At 71.1% G+C, this 17,238-nt stretch carries 15 protein-coding genes; 6 read left to right on the top strand and 9 right to left on the bottom strand.

From position 1 onward, the window contains the following. Positions 1-56 precede the first annotated feature (56 nt). Positions 57-1,838, top strand: coding sequence for a sensor histidine kinase (locus tag OG875_RS15285; protein ID WP_330174783.1), 1,782 nt, complete (start codon positions 57-59; stop codon positions 1,836-1,838). A gap of 144 nt (positions 1,839-1,982) precedes the next feature. Here the strand turns inward: OG875_RS15285 and OG875_RS15280 are convergent, their stop codons facing one another. The 7 genes from OG875_RS15280 to OG875_RS15250 form a co-directional block, all read right to left on the bottom strand. Continuing rightward, positions 1,983-2,861, bottom strand: coding sequence for a Cof-type HAD-IIB family hydrolase (locus OG875_RS15280; RefSeq protein ID WP_330174782.1), 879 nt, complete (start codon positions 2,859-2,861; stop codon positions 1,983-1,985). Between the two features lie 208 nt (positions 2,862-3,069). Further along, on the bottom strand, positions 3,070-3,972 hold the full coding sequence (locus OG875_RS15275) for an LLM class flavin-dependent oxidoreductase (RefSeq protein ID WP_330174781.1): 903 nt from the start codon (positions 3,970-3,972) through the stop codon (positions 3,070-3,072). A gap of 112 nt (positions 3,973-4,084) precedes the next feature. Beyond that, positions 4,085-4,663, bottom strand: coding sequence for an RNA 2'-phosphotransferase (locus OG875_RS15270; protein WP_330174780.1), 579 nt, complete (start codon positions 4,661-4,663; stop codon positions 4,085-4,087). A gap of 195 nt (positions 4,664-4,858) precedes the next feature. After that, entirely contained in the window at positions 4,859-5,839 is a 981-nt protein-coding gene (locus OG875_RS15265) for a MerR family transcriptional regulator (RefSeq protein WP_443079117.1), read from the bottom strand. A 2-nt stretch (positions 5,840-5,841) separates the two neighbouring features. Beyond that, on the bottom strand, positions 5,842-6,753 hold the full coding sequence (locus OG875_RS15260; protein ID WP_330177753.1) for a metal-dependent hydrolase: 912 nt from the start codon (positions 6,751-6,753) through the stop codon (positions 5,842-5,844). A gap of 95 nt (positions 6,754-6,848) precedes the next feature. Then, entirely contained in the window at positions 6,849-8,747 is a 1,899-nt protein-coding gene (locus OG875_RS15255; protein ID WP_330174779.1) for an SDR family oxidoreductase, read from the bottom strand. Then, complete coding sequence (locus tag OG875_RS15250; protein ID WP_330174778.1) at positions 8,747-9,589, bottom strand: M24 family metallopeptidase; 843 nt, start codon at positions 9,587-9,589, stop codon at positions 8,747-8,749. The genes OG875_RS15255 and OG875_RS15250 overlap by 1 nt, the downstream gene beginning before the upstream one ends. 367 nt (positions 9,590-9,956) lie before the next feature. On the opposite strand from OG875_RS15250, the gene OG875_RS15245 reads away from it, so the two are divergent. From OG875_RS15245 to OG875_RS15225, 5 genes are all read left to right on the top strand, one after another. After that, positions 9,957-11,063 (top strand): ABC transporter ATP-binding protein, encoded by a 1,107-nt coding sequence (locus OG875_RS15245; RefSeq protein ID WP_330174777.1) that lies wholly within the window; start codon positions 9,957-9,959, stop codon positions 11,061-11,063. Next, complete coding sequence (locus tag OG875_RS15240; RefSeq protein ID WP_330174776.1) at positions 11,053-11,934, top strand: ABC transporter permease; 882 nt, start codon at positions 11,053-11,055, stop codon at positions 11,932-11,934. Before OG875_RS15245 ends, OG875_RS15240 begins: the two co-directional genes overlap by 11 nt. Then, entirely contained in the window at positions 11,931-12,842 is a 912-nt protein-coding gene (locus OG875_RS15235; protein WP_330174775.1) for an ABC transporter ATP-binding protein, read from the top strand. Before OG875_RS15240 ends, OG875_RS15235 begins: the two co-directional genes overlap by 4 nt. 26 nt (positions 12,843-12,868) lie before the next feature. Beyond that, a complete protein-coding gene (locus tag OG875_RS15230; protein WP_330174774.1) occupies positions 12,869-13,588 on the top strand; it encodes an ABC transporter permease in 720 nt (239 codons plus the stop codon). 121 nt (positions 13,589-13,709) lie between these two features. Continuing rightward, positions 13,710-14,330: an NADPH-dependent F420 reductase gene (locus OG875_RS15225; protein WP_330174773.1), complete on the top strand. Its 621-nt coding sequence runs from the start codon at positions 13,710-13,712 to the stop codon at positions 14,328-14,330. 372 nt (positions 14,331-14,702) lie between these two features. Here the strand turns inward: OG875_RS15225 and OG875_RS15220 are convergent, their stop codons facing one another. Both OG875_RS15220 and serS read right to left on the bottom strand, forming a co-directional pair. Beyond that, positions 14,703-15,542 (bottom strand): HAD family hydrolase, encoded by an 840-nt coding sequence (locus OG875_RS15220; protein WP_330174772.1) that lies wholly within the window; start codon positions 15,540-15,542, stop codon positions 14,703-14,705. Beyond that, positions 15,539-16,840 (bottom strand): serine--tRNA ligase, encoded by a 1,302-nt coding sequence (gene serS / locus OG875_RS15215; protein WP_330174771.1) that lies wholly within the window; start codon positions 16,838-16,840, stop codon positions 15,539-15,541. Before serS ends, OG875_RS15220 begins: the two co-directional genes overlap by 4 nt. Positions 16,841-17,238 lie beyond the last annotated feature (398 nt).

The raw sequence follows: 17,238 nt of genomic DNA, 5'->3' as shown, positions 1-17,238 counted from the left end.
GACAGCCGCCGATAACCGACTTTCCATGTCAAATGCGACTCACTAGGGTCGACGGTATGACAGCCCCCGACCCCCGGGACCACCCCGACGCCGACGCGGCTCGCCGTCTCCAGGGCCTGTCCACCGAACTCACCGCGCGCGTCCCGCAACTGCTCGAAGCCATGCGCTCCGTCGGCACCGGACTCGAACTGCGCTCCACCCTCGACCGGATCTGCGAGACGGCGGCCCGTCTCACCGGGGCCCGTTACGCGGCGCTCGGCGTCGTGGACGAGACGGGCCGCGGTCTCTCCGACTTCGTCACGTACGGCGTGGACGAGGCCACCGCCCGGCGGATCGGCCACCGCCCGGACGGCCGCACCGGGCTGCTCGGCGCACTCATCCGCCACCCCGAACCCATCCGTCTCACCGACCTCGGCCACGACTCGCGCGCGGCCGGTTTTCCGCCCCACCACCCCGTGATGCGCTCGTTCCTCGGCGTCCCCATCCGCGTCCAGGGCGAGACACTGGGGAATCTGTATTTCGCCGAGAAGCGCGACGGCGCCGAATTCACCGACCACGACCAGCACTTGGCGCGGGTCCTCGCCACCGAAGCGGGCCTGGCGATCGGCAACGCCCGGCTGTACGAGGCGGCCCGGCGGCGCGAACGCTGGATCGACGGCTCGGTCGCCGTCACCACGGCCCTGCTGTCCGGCGAGGACGTCGCTCACCCCGAACACCCCGAACACCCCGACCCCACCGCCCCCACGGACGGCGACGCCGACGCCGACTACACCGCACACGCCCGCCACGCCCTGACCGTCGTCGCCGAACAGGCCCGCAAACTCGCCGACTCGGCCGCGGGCGTCGTCCTGCTGCCCACCTCCGACGGGGATCTGGAGATCGCCGCCGTCTCCTCCGACAACCCCGACGCCTCCATCGGCACCCGGATCACCGGACAGAGCGAGGTGGTCGCCCAACTGCTGGCGGGCGAATCCGTCTACGTGGAGGACTCCAGCACCGACCCGCGCCTGATCTCCCCGCTCTCCGCCCATTTCGGCCCGAGCATGCTGCTGCCGCTGCACAGCGACGGGCGGGTGCTCGGCGTCCTCGCGACCCCGCGCCATATCGGCGCACGCCCCTTCACCGAGTCGGAACGCGCCCTCGGCGCCCAGTTCGCCTCGCAGGCCGCCCTCGCCCTCATGATGGCCGAGGCGCAGCGCGACCGGGAACGGCTCGCGGTGTTCGAGGACCGCGACCGGATCGCCCGCGACCTGCACGATCTGGTCATCCAGCGCCTGTACGCCACCGGGATGATGCTGGAGACCGCGCAGCGGCGGTCGGCCGTGCCCGAGGTCCGCGCGGGTGTCGGCAAGGCGGTGGACGAACTGGACGTCACCATCCAGGAGATCCGTACGGCCATCTTCGCGCTGCAACAGGGCCCGGCCGAGGCGCCGTCCGGGCTGCGCACCCGCGTCCTGCGCGAGATCAACATGGCGGCCGTGCCGCTCGGCTTCCGGCCGACCCACCGTTTCGCCGGCGCGGTCGACTCGTCCGTCGGCGATCTCACCGGCAAGAACCTCATCGCGGCGCTCCGCGAGGCCCTGTCCAACGCCTTCCGGCACGCACGGGCGTCGCGGATCGAGGTCACGGTGGACGCGAGCGCCCACCTGCCGGACGGCACACCCGCCGTACGGCTGTCCGTCGCCGACGACGGGGTGGGCATCCCGGACGGCGGCCGGCGCAGCGGTCTGCGCAACCTGCGGCGGCGCGCCGAGTCACTGGGCGGATCGAGCGAGGTCGGACCGGGCCTCGCCCCGGACGGCGGCGGCACGACGGTGATCTGGCAGGCGCCGCTGTAGGCCACCGGACCGGGGTGTGTCCGCGCTGGGCGGGTCGATCTTGGGCGGTGCGCCCGGACCTGGGTGGTGCGCCGGACCTGGGCGGTGCCGTACCCGGCCGTGCCGGACCTGGGAGGTGCGCCCGGACCCGGGCCGTGTCCGGATTCAGTCGGTGTCCGGCACCTGGAGGGCGTCCCGCGCCCGTGCCACCAGCTGTTCGATGATCACGGCGACCCCGTCCTCGTTGTTGGCGACGGTGCGGCCGGACGCCGCCGCGATCACGTCCGGGTGGGCGTTGCCCATCGCGTACGACGAACCGGCCCATGCCAGCATCTCCACGTCGTTCGGCATGTCGCCGAACGCGACGACCTCGTCGGAGGAGATGCCCCGCTCGGCGCAGCAGAGCGCGAGGGTGCTCGCCTTGCTCACGCCGAGGCCGCTGATCTCCAGGAGCGCGGTGGGGCTGGAGCGGGTGAAGGAGGCGAGATGTCCGGCGGCCGTGCGGGCCAGGGTGAGGAAGGCGTCCGGTGCCAGGGTCGGGTGGTTCGCCAGCACCTTGATGACGGGATCCTTGTCCGTCGCCTCCTGGAGAAGCTTCTCGGCGACGGCGATGTGCGAGCCGGGGTCGTTCACGAAGGGCGGGTAGTCGGGCTCGTGGTCGAAGCTCGTCGTCTTCTCGACGGCGAAGGACGTGCCGGGAGCGGCGTCCCGGAGCGCCTGGACGACATCGAGCGCGGCGTCCGGGTCCAGGCCGCGGACCATCACCGCCTCGCCGACTCCCCCGCCGGCCCGCAGATCCACCACGACGGCGCCGTTGGCGCAGATGGCGAGGCCGTGCCGGTGCACATGGTCGCTGACGACCCCCATCCAGCGGGCCGGCCGCCCGGTGACGAAGAAGACCTCGATCCCGGCCTCCTCGGCGGCGGCGAGCGCGGCGACGGTGCGCTCGGAGACGGTCTTGTCGTCGCGCAGCAGCGTTCCGTCGAGATCGGTGGCGATCAGCCGGGGGCGGGCGGGCAGCGAGGATTCGATGGGGGAGGTCACCGGCTCATTCTCCCGTACCCGCGTGCACGGGCGTGCGCGGGGGCGCACACCTGAGCCGGCACGACAGCGGGCATTGCGGGCGAGCGGGGTGACACCGGGAGGTTCGCGCCCGAACGTCCCCACGCGTCACCGTCCGAACGCTCTCACGACGTAGCCACGACGTAGTCCCGACGTACTCACGCGTTCCCCGGGGGACGGCGAGGCGCCGTCAGCGCAGCTGGTCGGCCGCCTCGGTCGCGACGCGCTCGAAGACGTCCTGGTCCACGGCGAAGTCCGAGTCGGGGATCGGCCAGTGGAGCACGATCTCGGTGAAGCCGATCTCCCGCTGCCGGCCCGCGAAGTCCACGAAGGCGCCGACCGAGTCGAGCATCGTGGACCGGTCCGGCGTGAAGGCGGTGAGCAGGATCCTGTCCAGCTCAGCCGCGTCGCGGCCGATCGCCTCGCACGCCGCGCCGAGCTTCGCGACCTGCCCGCGCAGCGCTTCGTCCGACTGCGCGGGGGTGCCCTCGTCGAAGAGTTTCGGGTCGCCGGTGGTCACCCACGCCTGGCCGTACCGTGCGGCGAGTCCGAGGCCGCGCGGGCCTGTCGCGGCGACGGCGAAGGGGAGGCGGGGGCGCTGTACACAACCCGGCAGATTCCTGGCCTCGACCGCCGAGTAGAAGCCGCCCTGTTGGGTGACCGCGCCCTCGGTGAGCAGGCGATCGAGCTGGGGCACGAATTCGCCGAAGCGGTCCGCCCGCTCGCGCGGTGTCCACGCCTCCTGCCCGAGCGCCGTGGCGTCGAAGCCGTTGCCGCCGGCACCGATGCCGAGCGTGACGCGCCCGTCGGAGATGTCGTCGAGCGAGATCAGTTCCTTGGCGAGCGTCACGGGGTGGCGGAAGTTCGGCGACGTGACGAGGGTGCCCAGCCGGAGGCGTTCGGTCACCGTGGCGGCGGCGGTGAGGGTGGGCAGGGCGCCGAACCACGGGCCGTCGCGGAAGGTGCGCCAGGAGAGATGGTCGTAGGTGTACGCCGTGTGAAAGCCGAGCTCCTCGGCACGCTGCCACGTCGCCCGGCCTCCCTTGTGCCAGCGGTCGACGGGGAGGATCACGGTGCTCAGACGCAGACTCATGGGCCGAGCTTACGTTTCCGCCTGACCGGCCTGACCGGCCTGACCGGCCTGACCGGCCTGACCGGGCCGCGCCGGTCGGGCGCGTGGTGGGTGCGTGGTGGGTCGGCGGGGATCAGTCGCCGAAGCGCAGGTAGTCCGGGGGGACGGCGTCGGCCAGCCAGACGCCGTTGGCGCTGACGCGGAAGACGTGGCCGTCGCGGTGCATCGCGCCCGCGTCCACCGGGAGGACGATCGGCCGGCCTCGGCGGGCGCCGACGCGGGTGGCCGTCTCGCGGTCCGGGGAGAGATGGACGTGGTGGCGGTTCATGGGGCGCAGGCCCTCGGCGCGGATCGCGTCGAGGCTGCGGGCGACCGTGCCGTGGTAGAGGTACGCGGGCGGCTCGGCCGGTGGCAGGTCCAGGTCCACCTCGACGGTGTGGCCCTGGTTCGCGCGGATTCTGCCGCCCTCGACGGTGAAGCGCCGCTTGTCGTTGACGGCCACGACATGGTCGAGTTCCGCGCGGGTGACGGGAAAGTTGTGGGCGGCCGTGGCGCGGAGCAGCGCGTCGACCGTCACCCAGCCGTTCGGGTCGAGCGTGAGCCCGATTCGCTCGGGCTGGTGCCGCAGATGCTTCGAGAGGTACTTCGACACCTTGACGGTGCGCCGTTCGTCGGGCGTTCCCGTGCCCGGTGGGGTATGCGTTCCGGTCATCCGACCAGAGTGCCGGGAGGCACCGGGGAGGCGCCACCCATTTCGATCCGGTTCGACATGCGCACCGATCCGATTCGTTCCGACTTGTTTCGACTCGATCCGATCGAAAAAGATCAGTGTGAAAATGTTTGATCCACAGTCAACTCAAGTTATCCACAGGCGATTTGACGAATCTGTGGACAACCGACCTCCCTGTCAGCCCATTTGATCAAGTTGTCCGCGCTGCGAGTGGGTTGTGGCAAGGCTGTCCAACGTCCTTGCCTGTAACTCCCGTTCGGCCGCCGCGGTGACGAAGGCCGAGACGCCCTCCTCGCCAACCAGGCTCCGCAGAGCCTCGACCGTCCCGGCCGGCAGCGCCACCGACCGGGTCCCGGAGCGTGACAGCTCCACCTCGCCCGCCAACCGGCGCTGCTCCCGGTGCCGGGCGGCGAACAACCTCATGGCGCGAGCCAGTTCGGCGTCGACGGTCTGCCCGGCGAGGGGGCGCAGGCGCCGCAGGAGCGCTGCCGCCTCGGCGGCTTCCGCATCCGTCGTCGGCGGGTGGACCGGATACCGCGCGAAGACATGCTCCCTGGCGAACTCCAGGAAACGAACGGCGATGTGCTCGACCTGGCCGCGAAGTTCCCGCAGATGGGCGGAGAGAGCCGACAGCGGCACCCCCGCCGCGTACAACTCGGCCGCCACCGACAACTCTTGGGAGCTCGGTACGAGGAACTCGTCGTCCCTGCCCGCGATCGGCTCCAGCACCCCCAGCTCCACCGCCTCGATGAGCGCCGCCTCGCCGGGGGAGCCGCCGAACAACTCGTCCAGCTCGGCGCGGGTGAGCCGGGCGGGCCGCTCGTCGGTGCCGGGGGCGCGCGCCTCGGCGACCAGACCCAGCACCCCGCCGAGTCCGCGCCCGGTGTCCCACGCCTCCAGCAGTTCCTTGATCGAGGCCAGGGTGTAGCCCCGGTCGAGGAGATCCGAGATCTGGCGCAGCCGGGACAGATGGGTGTCCCCGTACATGTTGGCCCGGCCCCGCCGCCTCGGGGCGGGGAGCAGCCCGCGGTCCTGGTAGGCGCGGATGGTGCGGACCGTGGCGCCGCTCGCGTGCGCCAGGTCCTCGATCCGGTACCGGTCCACGTCCGTGGCCCCGGTCGTGCCCCGGGCTCCCGACGTACCTGCGTTCTCGGACACGCTCACCCCTCCCAGGGCTCAGGAACGGTGTGCCGCGTGGTGGACCGGCCGGCCGCCCCGGCTGCCGCGCGGGCCGCGGGCGAGGCCGCGAGATAGTCGACCGCCCTGCGGAGCGAACCCTCGTGCGAGGGATGGTAGGACCGCCGTAAGTACCGGGGTACGGCCGCCCCCAGCTCGCGCCAGGTCGGCAACAGGCCCTTGGCGACGGCGCGGTTGTGCTCGCGGAGCGAGTAGCGCGACCGGCCCCCGAGGCTCGGGTCGTGCCGGATCAGATACGCCGCTCCCCACCCCCACAGCCAGAGCATCACCGGCGCGGTGACGAGCATCGTCTCCAGCCGGCGGGCGTAACGCACCGGACCGGGGCCACCGCAGTGCTCGTACATGTCGAAGGCCACCGACCGGTGTTCGACCTCCTCGGCGCCGTGCCAGCGCAGCAGATCGAGCATCACCCCGTCCGCCCCCGCCCGGTCCAGCGCCTCCGCACGGAGCACCCAGTCGCCCAGCACGGCCGTGAACTGCTCGATCGCGGCGACGATCGCCAGCCGGAAGCGCAGCCAGTCCCGCGCCGGCCACGGCACACCGAACGGCGGCTTCTCCCCGAGAAGTTTCCCGAAGAGCAGGTCGACGTGCCGGGTGTACGGCTCGGTGTCCAGCCCCTGCTCCGCGAGGTGGCGCAGCACGTACGTGTGCTGCACGCTGTGCGTCGCCTCCTGTCCCATGAAGCCCTTGACCTGCCCGAGCAGCACCGGATCGTCCACCAGGGGCAGCGCCTCCCCGAAGACCCTGACGAACCACCGCTCACCCGCCGGGAGCAGCAGATGCAGCACGTTGACGACATGCGTGGCGGTCGGCTCGTCCGGTATCCAGTGCAGCGGGGTCCCGTGCCAGTCGAAGGACACCCGCCGGGGCGCGATCCCCCGAGGTCCGTCCGCCGCGCCGTTTCCGTCGGGGCGGCCGGGCGGCGGCTCCGACGCCTCCCCGTGCGGATCCGCCCGCTCCTCCCGCGCGTTCACAGCGGCGGATCCAGCCGGGCTATCGCGCGCGCCGTCCCGGGCGCGAAACGGGACAGCAGCCGGGCGCCGCGCGCCTCCGGAGTGACCGGTACGACGGCCTCGTTGCGGACGACGGCGCGCAGGATGGCGTCGGCGACCTTCTCCGGCGGGTAGTTGCGCAGCCCGTACAGCCGGGTCGCCCGTTTCCGGCGCCGCTTCTCCTCCTCCGCCGAGACACCGGTGAACCGCGCGGTGGAGGTGATGCCGGTGTTGACGAAGCCGGGGCAGACGGCGCTGACCCCGATGCCCTGCCCGGCCAGCTCCGCGCGCAGGCACTCGCTGAGCATCAGCACGGCCGCCTTGGACGTGCTGTACGCGGGCAGCGCCTTCGACGGCTGATAGGCCGCCGCCGACGCGGTGTTGACGATGTGCCCGCCCTGGCCGCGCGCCGCCATCCGGCCGCCGAATATCCGGCACCCGTGGATCACGCCCCAGAGATTGACGTCCAGGACCTGCTTCCAGTCCTCCGTCGTGGTCTCCAGGAACGGGCCCGACAGGCCGATCCCCGCGTTGTTCACCAGGACGTCGACCGTGCCGCCCTCGTCGGCGATCTTCCCGGCCAGCTTCTCCATCGCCTCTTCGTCGCTGACGTCGACGGTCTCCGCCCACACCTGGGGCGCGCCGATCAGCCGGGCCATCTCGGCGGTCCTGGCGACCCCTTCGGCGTCACGGTCGACCGCCACGACCCGGGCGCCCGCCTCGGCGAACGCGAACGCGGTGGCCCGCCCGATCCCGCCGGCCGCCCCGGTCACCAGGACGAGCTGCCCGCCGAACCGCTCCCCGTACGGGCCGCTCGCCACCAGCTCCCGCGCCCGGCGGTCCCGGTTCGCCCGGCGTGCCTTGCCGACGGTCCCGATGGCTGCCGCCGCGTCGTCCTCGTCGTCCGGATCGGGCTCGTGGGCCAGTACGAAATCGGTGATCCAGCGCGCCAGTTGATCGGGCCGGGACCGGGGGACCCAGTGCGTGGCGGGAAGCGTCCTGCGGACGAGCTGCGGCGCCCACCGTTCCAGATCCTCGTAGAGCCGCTCGGAGAGAAAGGGGTCCCCCGTCGGGGTGATCAGCTGGACGGGCACCCGCGCGTGCGCGTCGGCGCGCGGACTGCGCAGCCGTGCGCGGATGTTGTCCCGGTAGAGCCAGGCGCCGTGCGCGGCGTCGTCCGGCAGCGAGGAGGTCGGATACGCCTCGGCCCCGCGTGCCGCACCCTGAGCCGAGGTGGGCCGGCTCCCTCGCGGTGTCTTCTCGGCGCGCTCCAGCAGCTTCGGCCACCGCCGGCCGAGCGGCCCGCGCCACGCCAGCTCGGGCAGCCTCGGCGTGTGCAGCAGATACACGTACCAGGACTTGGCGCCCTGACCGAGCAGTTGACCCACCGCGCGCGGGGTGGGCCGGGTCATCCGCTGTTTGATCCAGTGCCCGAAGTGGTCCAGCGAGGGCCCCGAGATCGAGGTGAAGGAGGCGATACGGCCCGACGCGCGGCGTACGGTCGCGAACTCCCAGCCCTGCACGGACCCCCAGTCGTGCCCCACCAGGTGGACCGGTCTGCGCGGGCTCACCGCGTCGGCGACCGCCAGGAAGTCGTCCGTCAGCTTCTCCAGGGTGAAGCCACCGCGCAGCGGCTTCGGCGCCGTCGACCCGCCGTGCCCCCGGACGTCGTACAGCACCACGTGGAAGCGGTCGGCGAGCGACTCCGCGACCAGCGACCAGACCTCCTTGCTGTCCGGATAGCCGTGCACGAGGACGACCGTCGGCCGTGCCGGGTCACCCAGCTCGGCCACACACAGATCGACCTCGCCCGTGCGCACCCGGCGCTCACGCGCGCCGCCCGGCCCGGCCGCCGACGGAACTGACTGAAGCGACATCACGCACCCTCCGCCCAACGCCGCACATGCGGCAGATCGTCATCCAGCCAGAACGCGCTCTCGGCCGGGTCCCTGGAGTCGGTGACCACCAGGATCTCTTCGAACTTGGCTCCCGTACCCCGGAAGCCGAGGTGTGGCTCGACCGCCCACAGGCCGGGTCTCGGCGGGTGGTCGGAGAATCTGTACGGACTCCACAGGGGTGACCAGCCGTCCCGGTGCCCGTGCAGGGCGTCGCTCGCCAGACCCCTGAGCGCCTGCGTACCGAACCCGAACACGTGCGGCGACCAGCGCCGGTCCTTCACCCGGTCGACCTTGTGGGCGATCACCCCGAAGGGATACGCCCGGTGTCTGTTCTCATACCCCTGCCGGACCATCAGCCGGTCCACGTCCTCGTAGATCTCCCGCAGCGGGCGCCGCTCGCGCACCTCGGTCAGCAGCAACTCGCGATGCGCCCGGAGATCGGCGAGCAGCTTGTCGTGCAGCGGATGGGGGCCCAGACAGCCCGAGTAACCGACATCGGCGGGATATCCCCGGTACACCGGCGCCAGATCGAGGATGAACGGCATCCCCTCCGCCAGCCTGCGACCGGTGGGGAAGAACTGGAGCGGCACGCGGAACCCCGCGAAAGCCGTACGGTCCCCGAACCAGGCGAAGGGCAGATGGAACCAGTCGCGCACACCGCGCGCACGCAACCATTCGCGCTGCATCCGGGCGGCGTCGCGCTCCGTGACCCCCGGCCGCAGGCGCGCGGCCACTGCCTCGGCGCACTCGTAGGCCAGCCGCTGCGCGGATCTGAATCCCCGTAGCTCCGTGGCCCGTTCGCCCGCCACCGCTGAAGCCATGACCCGCCCCTCCGTGCCGCACCGATCGCCGTACGCGTTCGTAACATGACACTGATGAATGTGACAATGTCCGGCGGCGGCGTCAAGTGCGCTGATCAACCTGTGGATAACTCCCTGTGGACAACTCCTCGCGCACCCCTCCGACCGGGCTTTTTCCCCACCTCCGAGCGGAATTCCGGAAGATCTCCGGGGCCCCCGCCCGTACTTCTTCCCGGGACTCGCCCGGATCCTCGCCGGCGCCGCCCGACCCCGGTCGCACGTGCCCCCGCCCCGTCCCGCGACCTTCGGCCTGACTTTTGACGCGGCCCTTACGGGCCCGTACACCTCAAGACGGAGTCCGAGACAGCCGCCAGGGCTGACGCCCGCTGTGGCGCACACCACTACCGTCAGTCCCGTGACTGTGATCGCCACTGAAGCCCTGAGTAAGCGGTTCCCCCGGGTAACCGCGCTTGACCGGCTCTCCTTGGACATCGGACCGGGCGTGACCGGTCTGGTGGGTGCCAACGGAGCCGGCAAGTCGACCATGATCAAGATTCTGCTGGGTCTGTCCCCCGCCACGGAGGGCCGCGCCACCGTGCTCGGCCACGACGTCGCCACCGAAGGCGCCGCCATCCGCGAACGCGTCGGATACATGCCCGAGCACGACTGCCTGCCGCCCGACGTCTCGGCGACCGAACTCGTCGTCCACATGGCGCGGATGTCCGGCCTCCCCCCGACCGCCGCCCGCGAACGCACCGCGGACACCCTGCGCCATGTCGGCCTGTACGAGGAGCGCTACCGTCCCATCGGCGGCTACTCGACCGGCATGAAGCAGCGCGTCAAGCTCGCGCAGGCGCTGGTCCACGATCCGCAACTCGTCCTTCTCGACGAGCCGACGAACGGCCTCGACCCCGTCGGCCGCGACGAGATGCTCAGCCTGATCCGCCGTGTCTACACGGACTTCGGCATCTCCGTCCTCGTTACCTCGCACCTCCTCGGCGAACTCGAACGCACCTGCGACCACGTCGTCGTCATCGACGGCGGCACGCTGCTGCGCTCCAGCTCCACCCGGGACTTCACCCAGGACACGGCGACACTCGCCGTCGAGGTCACCGACACCGACACGCACCCCGACGGGACCCTCGCGCTGCGCCGGGCACTCGGTGCGGCCGGGCTCACGCTCCACGACAGCGAGGAGGACGGTCTCCCCGGCGCCGGGCACATCCTGCTCATCGAGGCGGCGGGCGAGGAGACGTACGACGTCGTACGCGACACCGTCGCCGAACTCGGCCTCGGCCTCGTACGGATGGAGCAGCGCCGCCACCGCATCGCGGAGGTCTTCCGTTCCAAGGACGCGGCAACGGCCGCAGCCGCCGCCGGACAGGCCCTCCCCGCCCAGCCCGGAACGGCCCCGCCCGCGACAACCCCCGGAACGGCCGCACCGGACACCGCGGATCTCGCACTCCAGAAGGGAGGCGGCCGCGATGAGCGCTGACCTCACCCAGATCCACAACATCGGCTACCGCAACTACGACGGCCCGCGCCTCGGCCGTGCCTACGCCCGCCGCTCCCTCTTCTCGCAGTCCCTGCGCGGCTCCTACGGCCTCGGCCGGTCCGGCAAGTCCAAGGTCCTGCCGATGATCCTGTTCGGCGTGATGTGCCTGCCCGCGGCGATCATGGTGGCCGTCGCCGTCGCCACCAACCTCAAGAGCCTGCCCGTCGAGTACACGCAGTACGCGATCTTCACCCAGGCCCTCATCGCCCTCTTCCTGGCCGCCCAGGCGCCCCAGTCCGTCTCGCGCGACCTGCGGTTCAAGACCGTCCCGCTGTACTTCTCACGCCCCATCGAGCGCGTCGACTACGTCCTCGCCAAGTACGGCGCGATGGCGTCCGCGATCTTCGTACTGACGGCCTCGCCGCTCGTCGTCCTCTACATCGGTTCGCTGCTCGCCAAGATGGACTTCGTCGACCAGACCAAGGGCTTCGGCCAGGGACTCGTCTCCGTGGCACTGCTCTCGCTGCTGTTCGGCGGGCTCGGCCTGGTCATGGCCGCCCTCACCCCGCGCCGGGGTTTCGGCGTCGCCGCCGTCATCGCCACGCTGACCATCACCTACGGCGCCGTCTCCACCATCCAGGCCATCGCCTCCGAGACCGGCTCGGACGGCGCCGTCCAGTGGTTCGGGCTGTTCTCGCCCATCACGCTCATCGACGGCGTACAGACCGCCTTCCTCGGCGCCACCTCGTCGTTCCCCGGCGAGGCCGGCCCCTCGGCCGGTGTCGGCGCCGTCTATCTGCTGGTCGTCCTCGCGCTCATCCTCGGCTCGTACGCCGTCCTCATGCGCCGTTACCGGAAGGTCGGGCTGTGACCACCATCAACATCGAGCACGCGTCGCGCTGGTTCGGCAACGTGGTCGCCGTCAACGACGTCACGATGACCGTCGGCCCCGGCGTCACCGGACTGCTCGGACCCAACGGCGCGGGCAAGTCCACCCTCATCAACATGATGGCGGGCTTCCTGGCCCCCTCCAACGGAAGCGTCACCCTCGACGGCGACACGATCTGGCGCAACGAGTCCGTCTACCGAAAGATCGGCATCGTCCCCGAACGCGAGGGCATGTACGACTTCCTGACCGGTCTCGACTTCGTCGTCGCCAACGCCGAACTCCACGGCCTCGGTAAGAAGGAGGCCCAGAAGGCGCTCGCCACCGTCGAGATGGAGTACGCGCAGGACCGCAAGATCGCGACGTACAGCAAGGGCATGCGGCAGCGCGTGAAGATGGCGTCCGCGCTCGTCCACGAACCGTCCGTGCTGCTCCTGGACGAACCGTTCAACGGAATGGACCCGCGCCAGCGCATGCAGCTGATGGACCTGCTGCGGCGGATGGGCGCGGCCGGCCGTACCGTCCTGTTCTCCTCGCACATCCTTGAGGAGGTCGAGCAACTCGCCGCCCACATCGAGGTGATCGTCGCGGGCCGGCACGCCGCGTCCGGCGACTTCCGCAAGATCCGCCGGCTGATGACCGACCGGCCGCACCGCTATCTCGTGCGGTCCAGCGACGACCGCGCACTGGCCGCCGCCCTGATCGCCGACCCCTCGACGGCCGGCATCGAGGTCGACGTCACCGAGGGCTCGCTGCGCATCCAGGCCGTCGACTTCGGCCGCTTCACCGAACTGCTGCCGAGGGTCGCCCGCGAGCACTCCATCCGGCTCCTCACGGTCTCGCCGTCCGACGAATCCCTCGAATCGGTCTTCTCGTACCTCGTAGCGGCCTGAGCGGCCTGAAAGGAGCTGTGACGTCCATGTACCACCCCACCGTCGCCCGGCTCACCTACCGGGCCCTGCTCGGCCGGCGCCGGGCCGCAGTCCTGCTGATCCTGCCTGCCCTGCTGATCGTCATCGCCGTGGCCGTACGGGCCTTCAACGGCGTGGACGACCAGATCGCGTCGGACATCCTCGGCGGCTTCGCCCTCGCGACCATGATCCCGCTGATCGGTGTGATCGCCGGAACGGGTGCCATCGGCCCCGAGATCGACGACGGATCGATCGTCTACCTGCTGGCGAAACCGGTCACCCGGCCGTCGATCATCTTCACCAAACTGATCGTCGCGATCGCCGTGACCATGGTGTTCTCCGCGGTCCCGACCTTCATCGCCGGCTACATCCTCAACGGCAACGGCCAGCAGATCGCGGTCTCGTACACCATCGCCGCGCTGGTCGCCTCCATCGCCTACAGCGCGCTGTTCCTGCTGCTCGGCACCGTGAGCCGGCACGCGGTCGTCATCGGCCTCGTCTACGCGCTGGTGTGGGAGACGCTGTTCGGCAGCCTGGTCAGCGGCGCGAAGACGCTCAGCGTCCAGCAGTGGTCCCTGGCGGTCGCCGAGAAGACCAGCGACGCGGGCATGATCTCGTCGGAGGTCGGACTGCCCCTGGCCGTCGGGCTGCTGGTCGGTGTGACGGCCGTGGCGACCTGGTACGCGGGGCAGAAGCTGCGCACGCTGACGCTCGCCGGCGAGGAGTGAACCGGCCCGGGGACCTACGTCGCGCGTCCCGATACGGGTAGGACGCAGGCAGTTGGTGAGGGGCCGCTTCTGGTCCCCACGTCCGATACGCCCCCCGACGCCCGCGCCTAGCGTCGGGATCATGCGCATCGGATTTCTCGGAACAGGATTTGTCGCCCGCGCGGTGGCCGTCGCGGCGGCCACCGCGGGCCACGACGTCGTGCTCGGCTCACGCCACCCGGAGGCGGCGGCCGACAGGGAACCGCCCCTGCCCGTCGTCGGTCTGACCGCGGCCGTCGAGCACGGCGAGATCGTCGTCAACGCCACGCCCGGCACCGTCTCCCTCGAACTCCTCGGCGGCCTGCGGGAGAAGCTCAAGGGCAAGGTGCTGCTCGACATCGCGGTGGGTCTCACCGGCGAGCGGGGGCTGGCGCACCCCAACTCCAGCATCGGCGAACAGCTTCAGCGGGCACTGCCCGCGACCAGGGTCGTCAAGACGCTCTGCACGATGGACTCCGCCACGATGACCGACCCCGGCGCGCTCAGCGGCGGAAGCACGGTCTTCCTGTCCGGCGACGACGCGGAGGCGAAGGCCCGGGTGGTCGCGCTGCTGGAGGACCTGGGGTGGCCCGCCGACTCCCGGCTGGACCTGGGCGGCATCGAGACCTCGCGCGGGCAGGAGCACTTCGCGCTGCTGTTCCTCGGTATCGCGGACGCCCTGGGGACGTACACCTTCAACATCAGGGTCGTCCCTCCCAAATAGGGCGCGCCGGACCCGTGCACGACACGACGCACCACGCCGGGGCACGAACGCGACCCGTCGACGGGGCCGTTCACGTCGTCCCCCCGAAGGGGGCTGTGGTCTCGACGTGTCCCGTACCGACATGTCGCGTAATTGAGTGGCGCGCCGGGCCCCCGGAGGTGCACAGTGGTGTTGTCAAGGCACCACTGGACCGGGAGAGGAGCGCGGCGATGACCGGTAGTTCGAGTCCGTCGAGCTCCCGACAGGGCAGTCCCGACACGGCACCGGAGTAACCACTTCCGCTCCGCGCAGCCGACGGTGACCCGCCCAAGGGGGCGGTCGCTTCGAGCGCGCGCGTCAGCGCGCGGACCGCCCCCTCCCACCACGTTCGCCTCAGGACTGCCGAAGCAGCCGCTCCAGCACCACCGCGATGCCGTCGTCGTCGTTCGACGCGGTCACCTCGTCCGCCACGGCCTTCAGCGTCCCGTGCGCGTTGGCCATCGCGACACCGTGCCCCGCCCAGCCGAACATCGGTATGTCGTTCGGCATGTCGCCGAACGCGATCGTGTCCGCCCCCGCCACCCCGAGCCGGCGCGCGGCCAGCGAGAGCCCCGTCGCCTTGCTCAGCCCCAGCGGCAGGAGTTCCACGATCCCGGGGCCCGCCATCACCACGGCGACCAGCCCGCCGGCCGTCTCCTCCGCGACCCGCGCCAGCGCGTCGTCGCTCAGCTCCGGATGCTGGAGGTAGACCTTGTTGATCGGTTCGGTCCACAGGTCGGCGGCGTCGTCCGGGAAGACGGCGGGCAGCCGGCCGCCTCCCGGCCGGTAGCCGGGCCCGAGGAGCACGTCACCGTCGAGACCGTCCCGGCTCACGCCCAGCGCGAGGGGGCCCGTCTGCGCCTCTATCTTCGCCAGCGCGAGGGCGGCCACCTGCCGGTCCAGCGTCACCGACGTCAGCAGTCTGTGCTCACCGGCGTGATAAACCTGCGCACCCTGGCCGCAGACGGCCAGTCCCTCGTACCCGAGATCGTCGAGGATGCTCCGCGTCCACGGCACGGCCCGCCCGGTGACGACGATGTGCGCCGCGCCCGCCGCCGTGGCGGCGGCGAGCGCGTCCCGTGTCCGCGCGGAGACCGTGTGGTCCTCGCGCAGCAGCGTGCCGTCGAGGTCGGTCGCGACCAGCCGGTACGGGAAGGCGGTGCCGGAGCCCGCCGGGCGGTCCCCGGAACTCACTTGGCGGTCTTGGCGGCGATCGGTTCCAGCGTCTCGCGCCCGCCCAGATACGGCCGGAGCACCTCGGGCACCCACACCGAGCCGTCGGCCCGCTGGTGGTTCTCCAGCAGCGCCACGATCGTGCGCGGTACGGCGCAGAGCGTGCCGTTCAGCGTCGCGAGAGGCTTGACCTGCGGCTTGCCGTCGGTGGTCGCGCGCATCCGTACGGAGAGCCTGCGGGCCTGGAAACCGTCGCAGTTGGAGGCGGACGTCAGCTCGCGGTACTTGCCTTGCGTCGGGATCCACGCCTCGCAGTCGAACTTGCGCGACGCCGAGGCGCCCAGGTCACCCGTGGCCACGTCGATCACCTGGAAGGGCAGCCCCAGACCGCTCAGCCACTGCTTCTCCCACTCCAGGAGCCGCTGGTGCTCGGCCTCGGCGTCGTCCGGCGCGACGTACGAGAACATCTCGACCTTGTCGAACTGGTGGACCCGGAAGATCCCACGGGTGTCCTTGCCGTACGTGCCCGCCTCCCGCCGGAAGCAGGGCGAGAAGCCCGCGTACCGCAGCGGCAGCTTGTCGGCGTCGATGATCTCGTCCATGTGGTACGCGGCGAGCGGCACCTCCGACGTACCGACCAGGTAGTAGTCGTCCTTCTCCAGGTGGTACACGTTCTCGGCGGCCTGGCCGAGGAAGCCGGTGCCCTCCATCGCGCGCGGGCGCACGAGCGCGGGGGTCAGCATCGGGACGAAGCCGGCCTCGGTGGCCTGCGCGATCGCCGCGTTCACCAGGGCGAGTTCGAGCAGGGCGCCGACGCCCGTCAGGTAGTAGAAGCGGGAGCCGGAGACCTTCGCGCCGCGTTCCATGTCGATGGCGCCGAGCGCCTCGCCGAGTTCGAGGTGGTCCTTGGGCTCGAAGCCCTCGGCGGCGAAGTCGCGCGGGGTGCCGATGGTCTCCAGGACGACGAAGTCCTCCTCGCCGCCCACGGGCACGTCCGGGTGAACGATGTTCCCCAGCCGCAGGAGCAGCCGCTTGGCCTCCTCGTCGGCCTCGTGCTGGGCCGCGTCGGCGGCCTTCACCGCCGCCGCCAGCTCCCGCGTACGGGCGAGCAGTTCGGTCTTCTCGTCGCCGGTGGCCCGGGGCACGAGCTTGCCGAGCGTCTTCTGTTCGGAACGGAGCTCGTCGAAGCGGACGCCGGACGCCCTGCGCCGCTCGTCGGCGGAGAGCAGGGCGTCGACGACGGCGACGTCCTCTCCACGGGCGCGCTGCGAGGCGCGGACACGGTCGGGGTCGTCTCGGAGCAGGCGAAGGTCAATCACCGCACCAGGCTACCGGTGCGGGGTTCCACCGCCCCACCCCCAATTTCTTCGCGTACCGCTTTGCCTGAATTGCGGCAATTGGGGAGAGTGGGAAAAGCGTGAAAAGCGAGGCGGTCTCGCGTCAATGGCGGGCGGTCAATTCCCCGGAATGAGGTGACTGTGATGCTGGGTTGACTCATATCCCTTGTGGCGCGCGGCATTTGAGGCGGCGTTGTCCACAGAGGCGGGCCGCTCCGAAAAGTTATCCACAGGCTGTGTGGGGAATCTGTGGATCGTGGACGACCTCGCGGTGAAGCCCCAGATGGGGGCGGGAGGATTCCCTACTTAAACCCGTTTCACACACTCATTCGGGTGGGACTTCATCCCTCCAACGAGTTGGTCGATGGAATGGAGATGAC

Source organism: Streptomyces sp. NBC_01498 (assembly GCF_036327775.1).
Lineage (GTDB): Bacteria > Actinomycetota > Actinomycetes > Streptomycetales > Streptomycetaceae > Streptomyces.
Note: the sequence above shows the minus strand (reverse complement) of the source record. Positions and strands in the feature narration are given on the sequence as shown.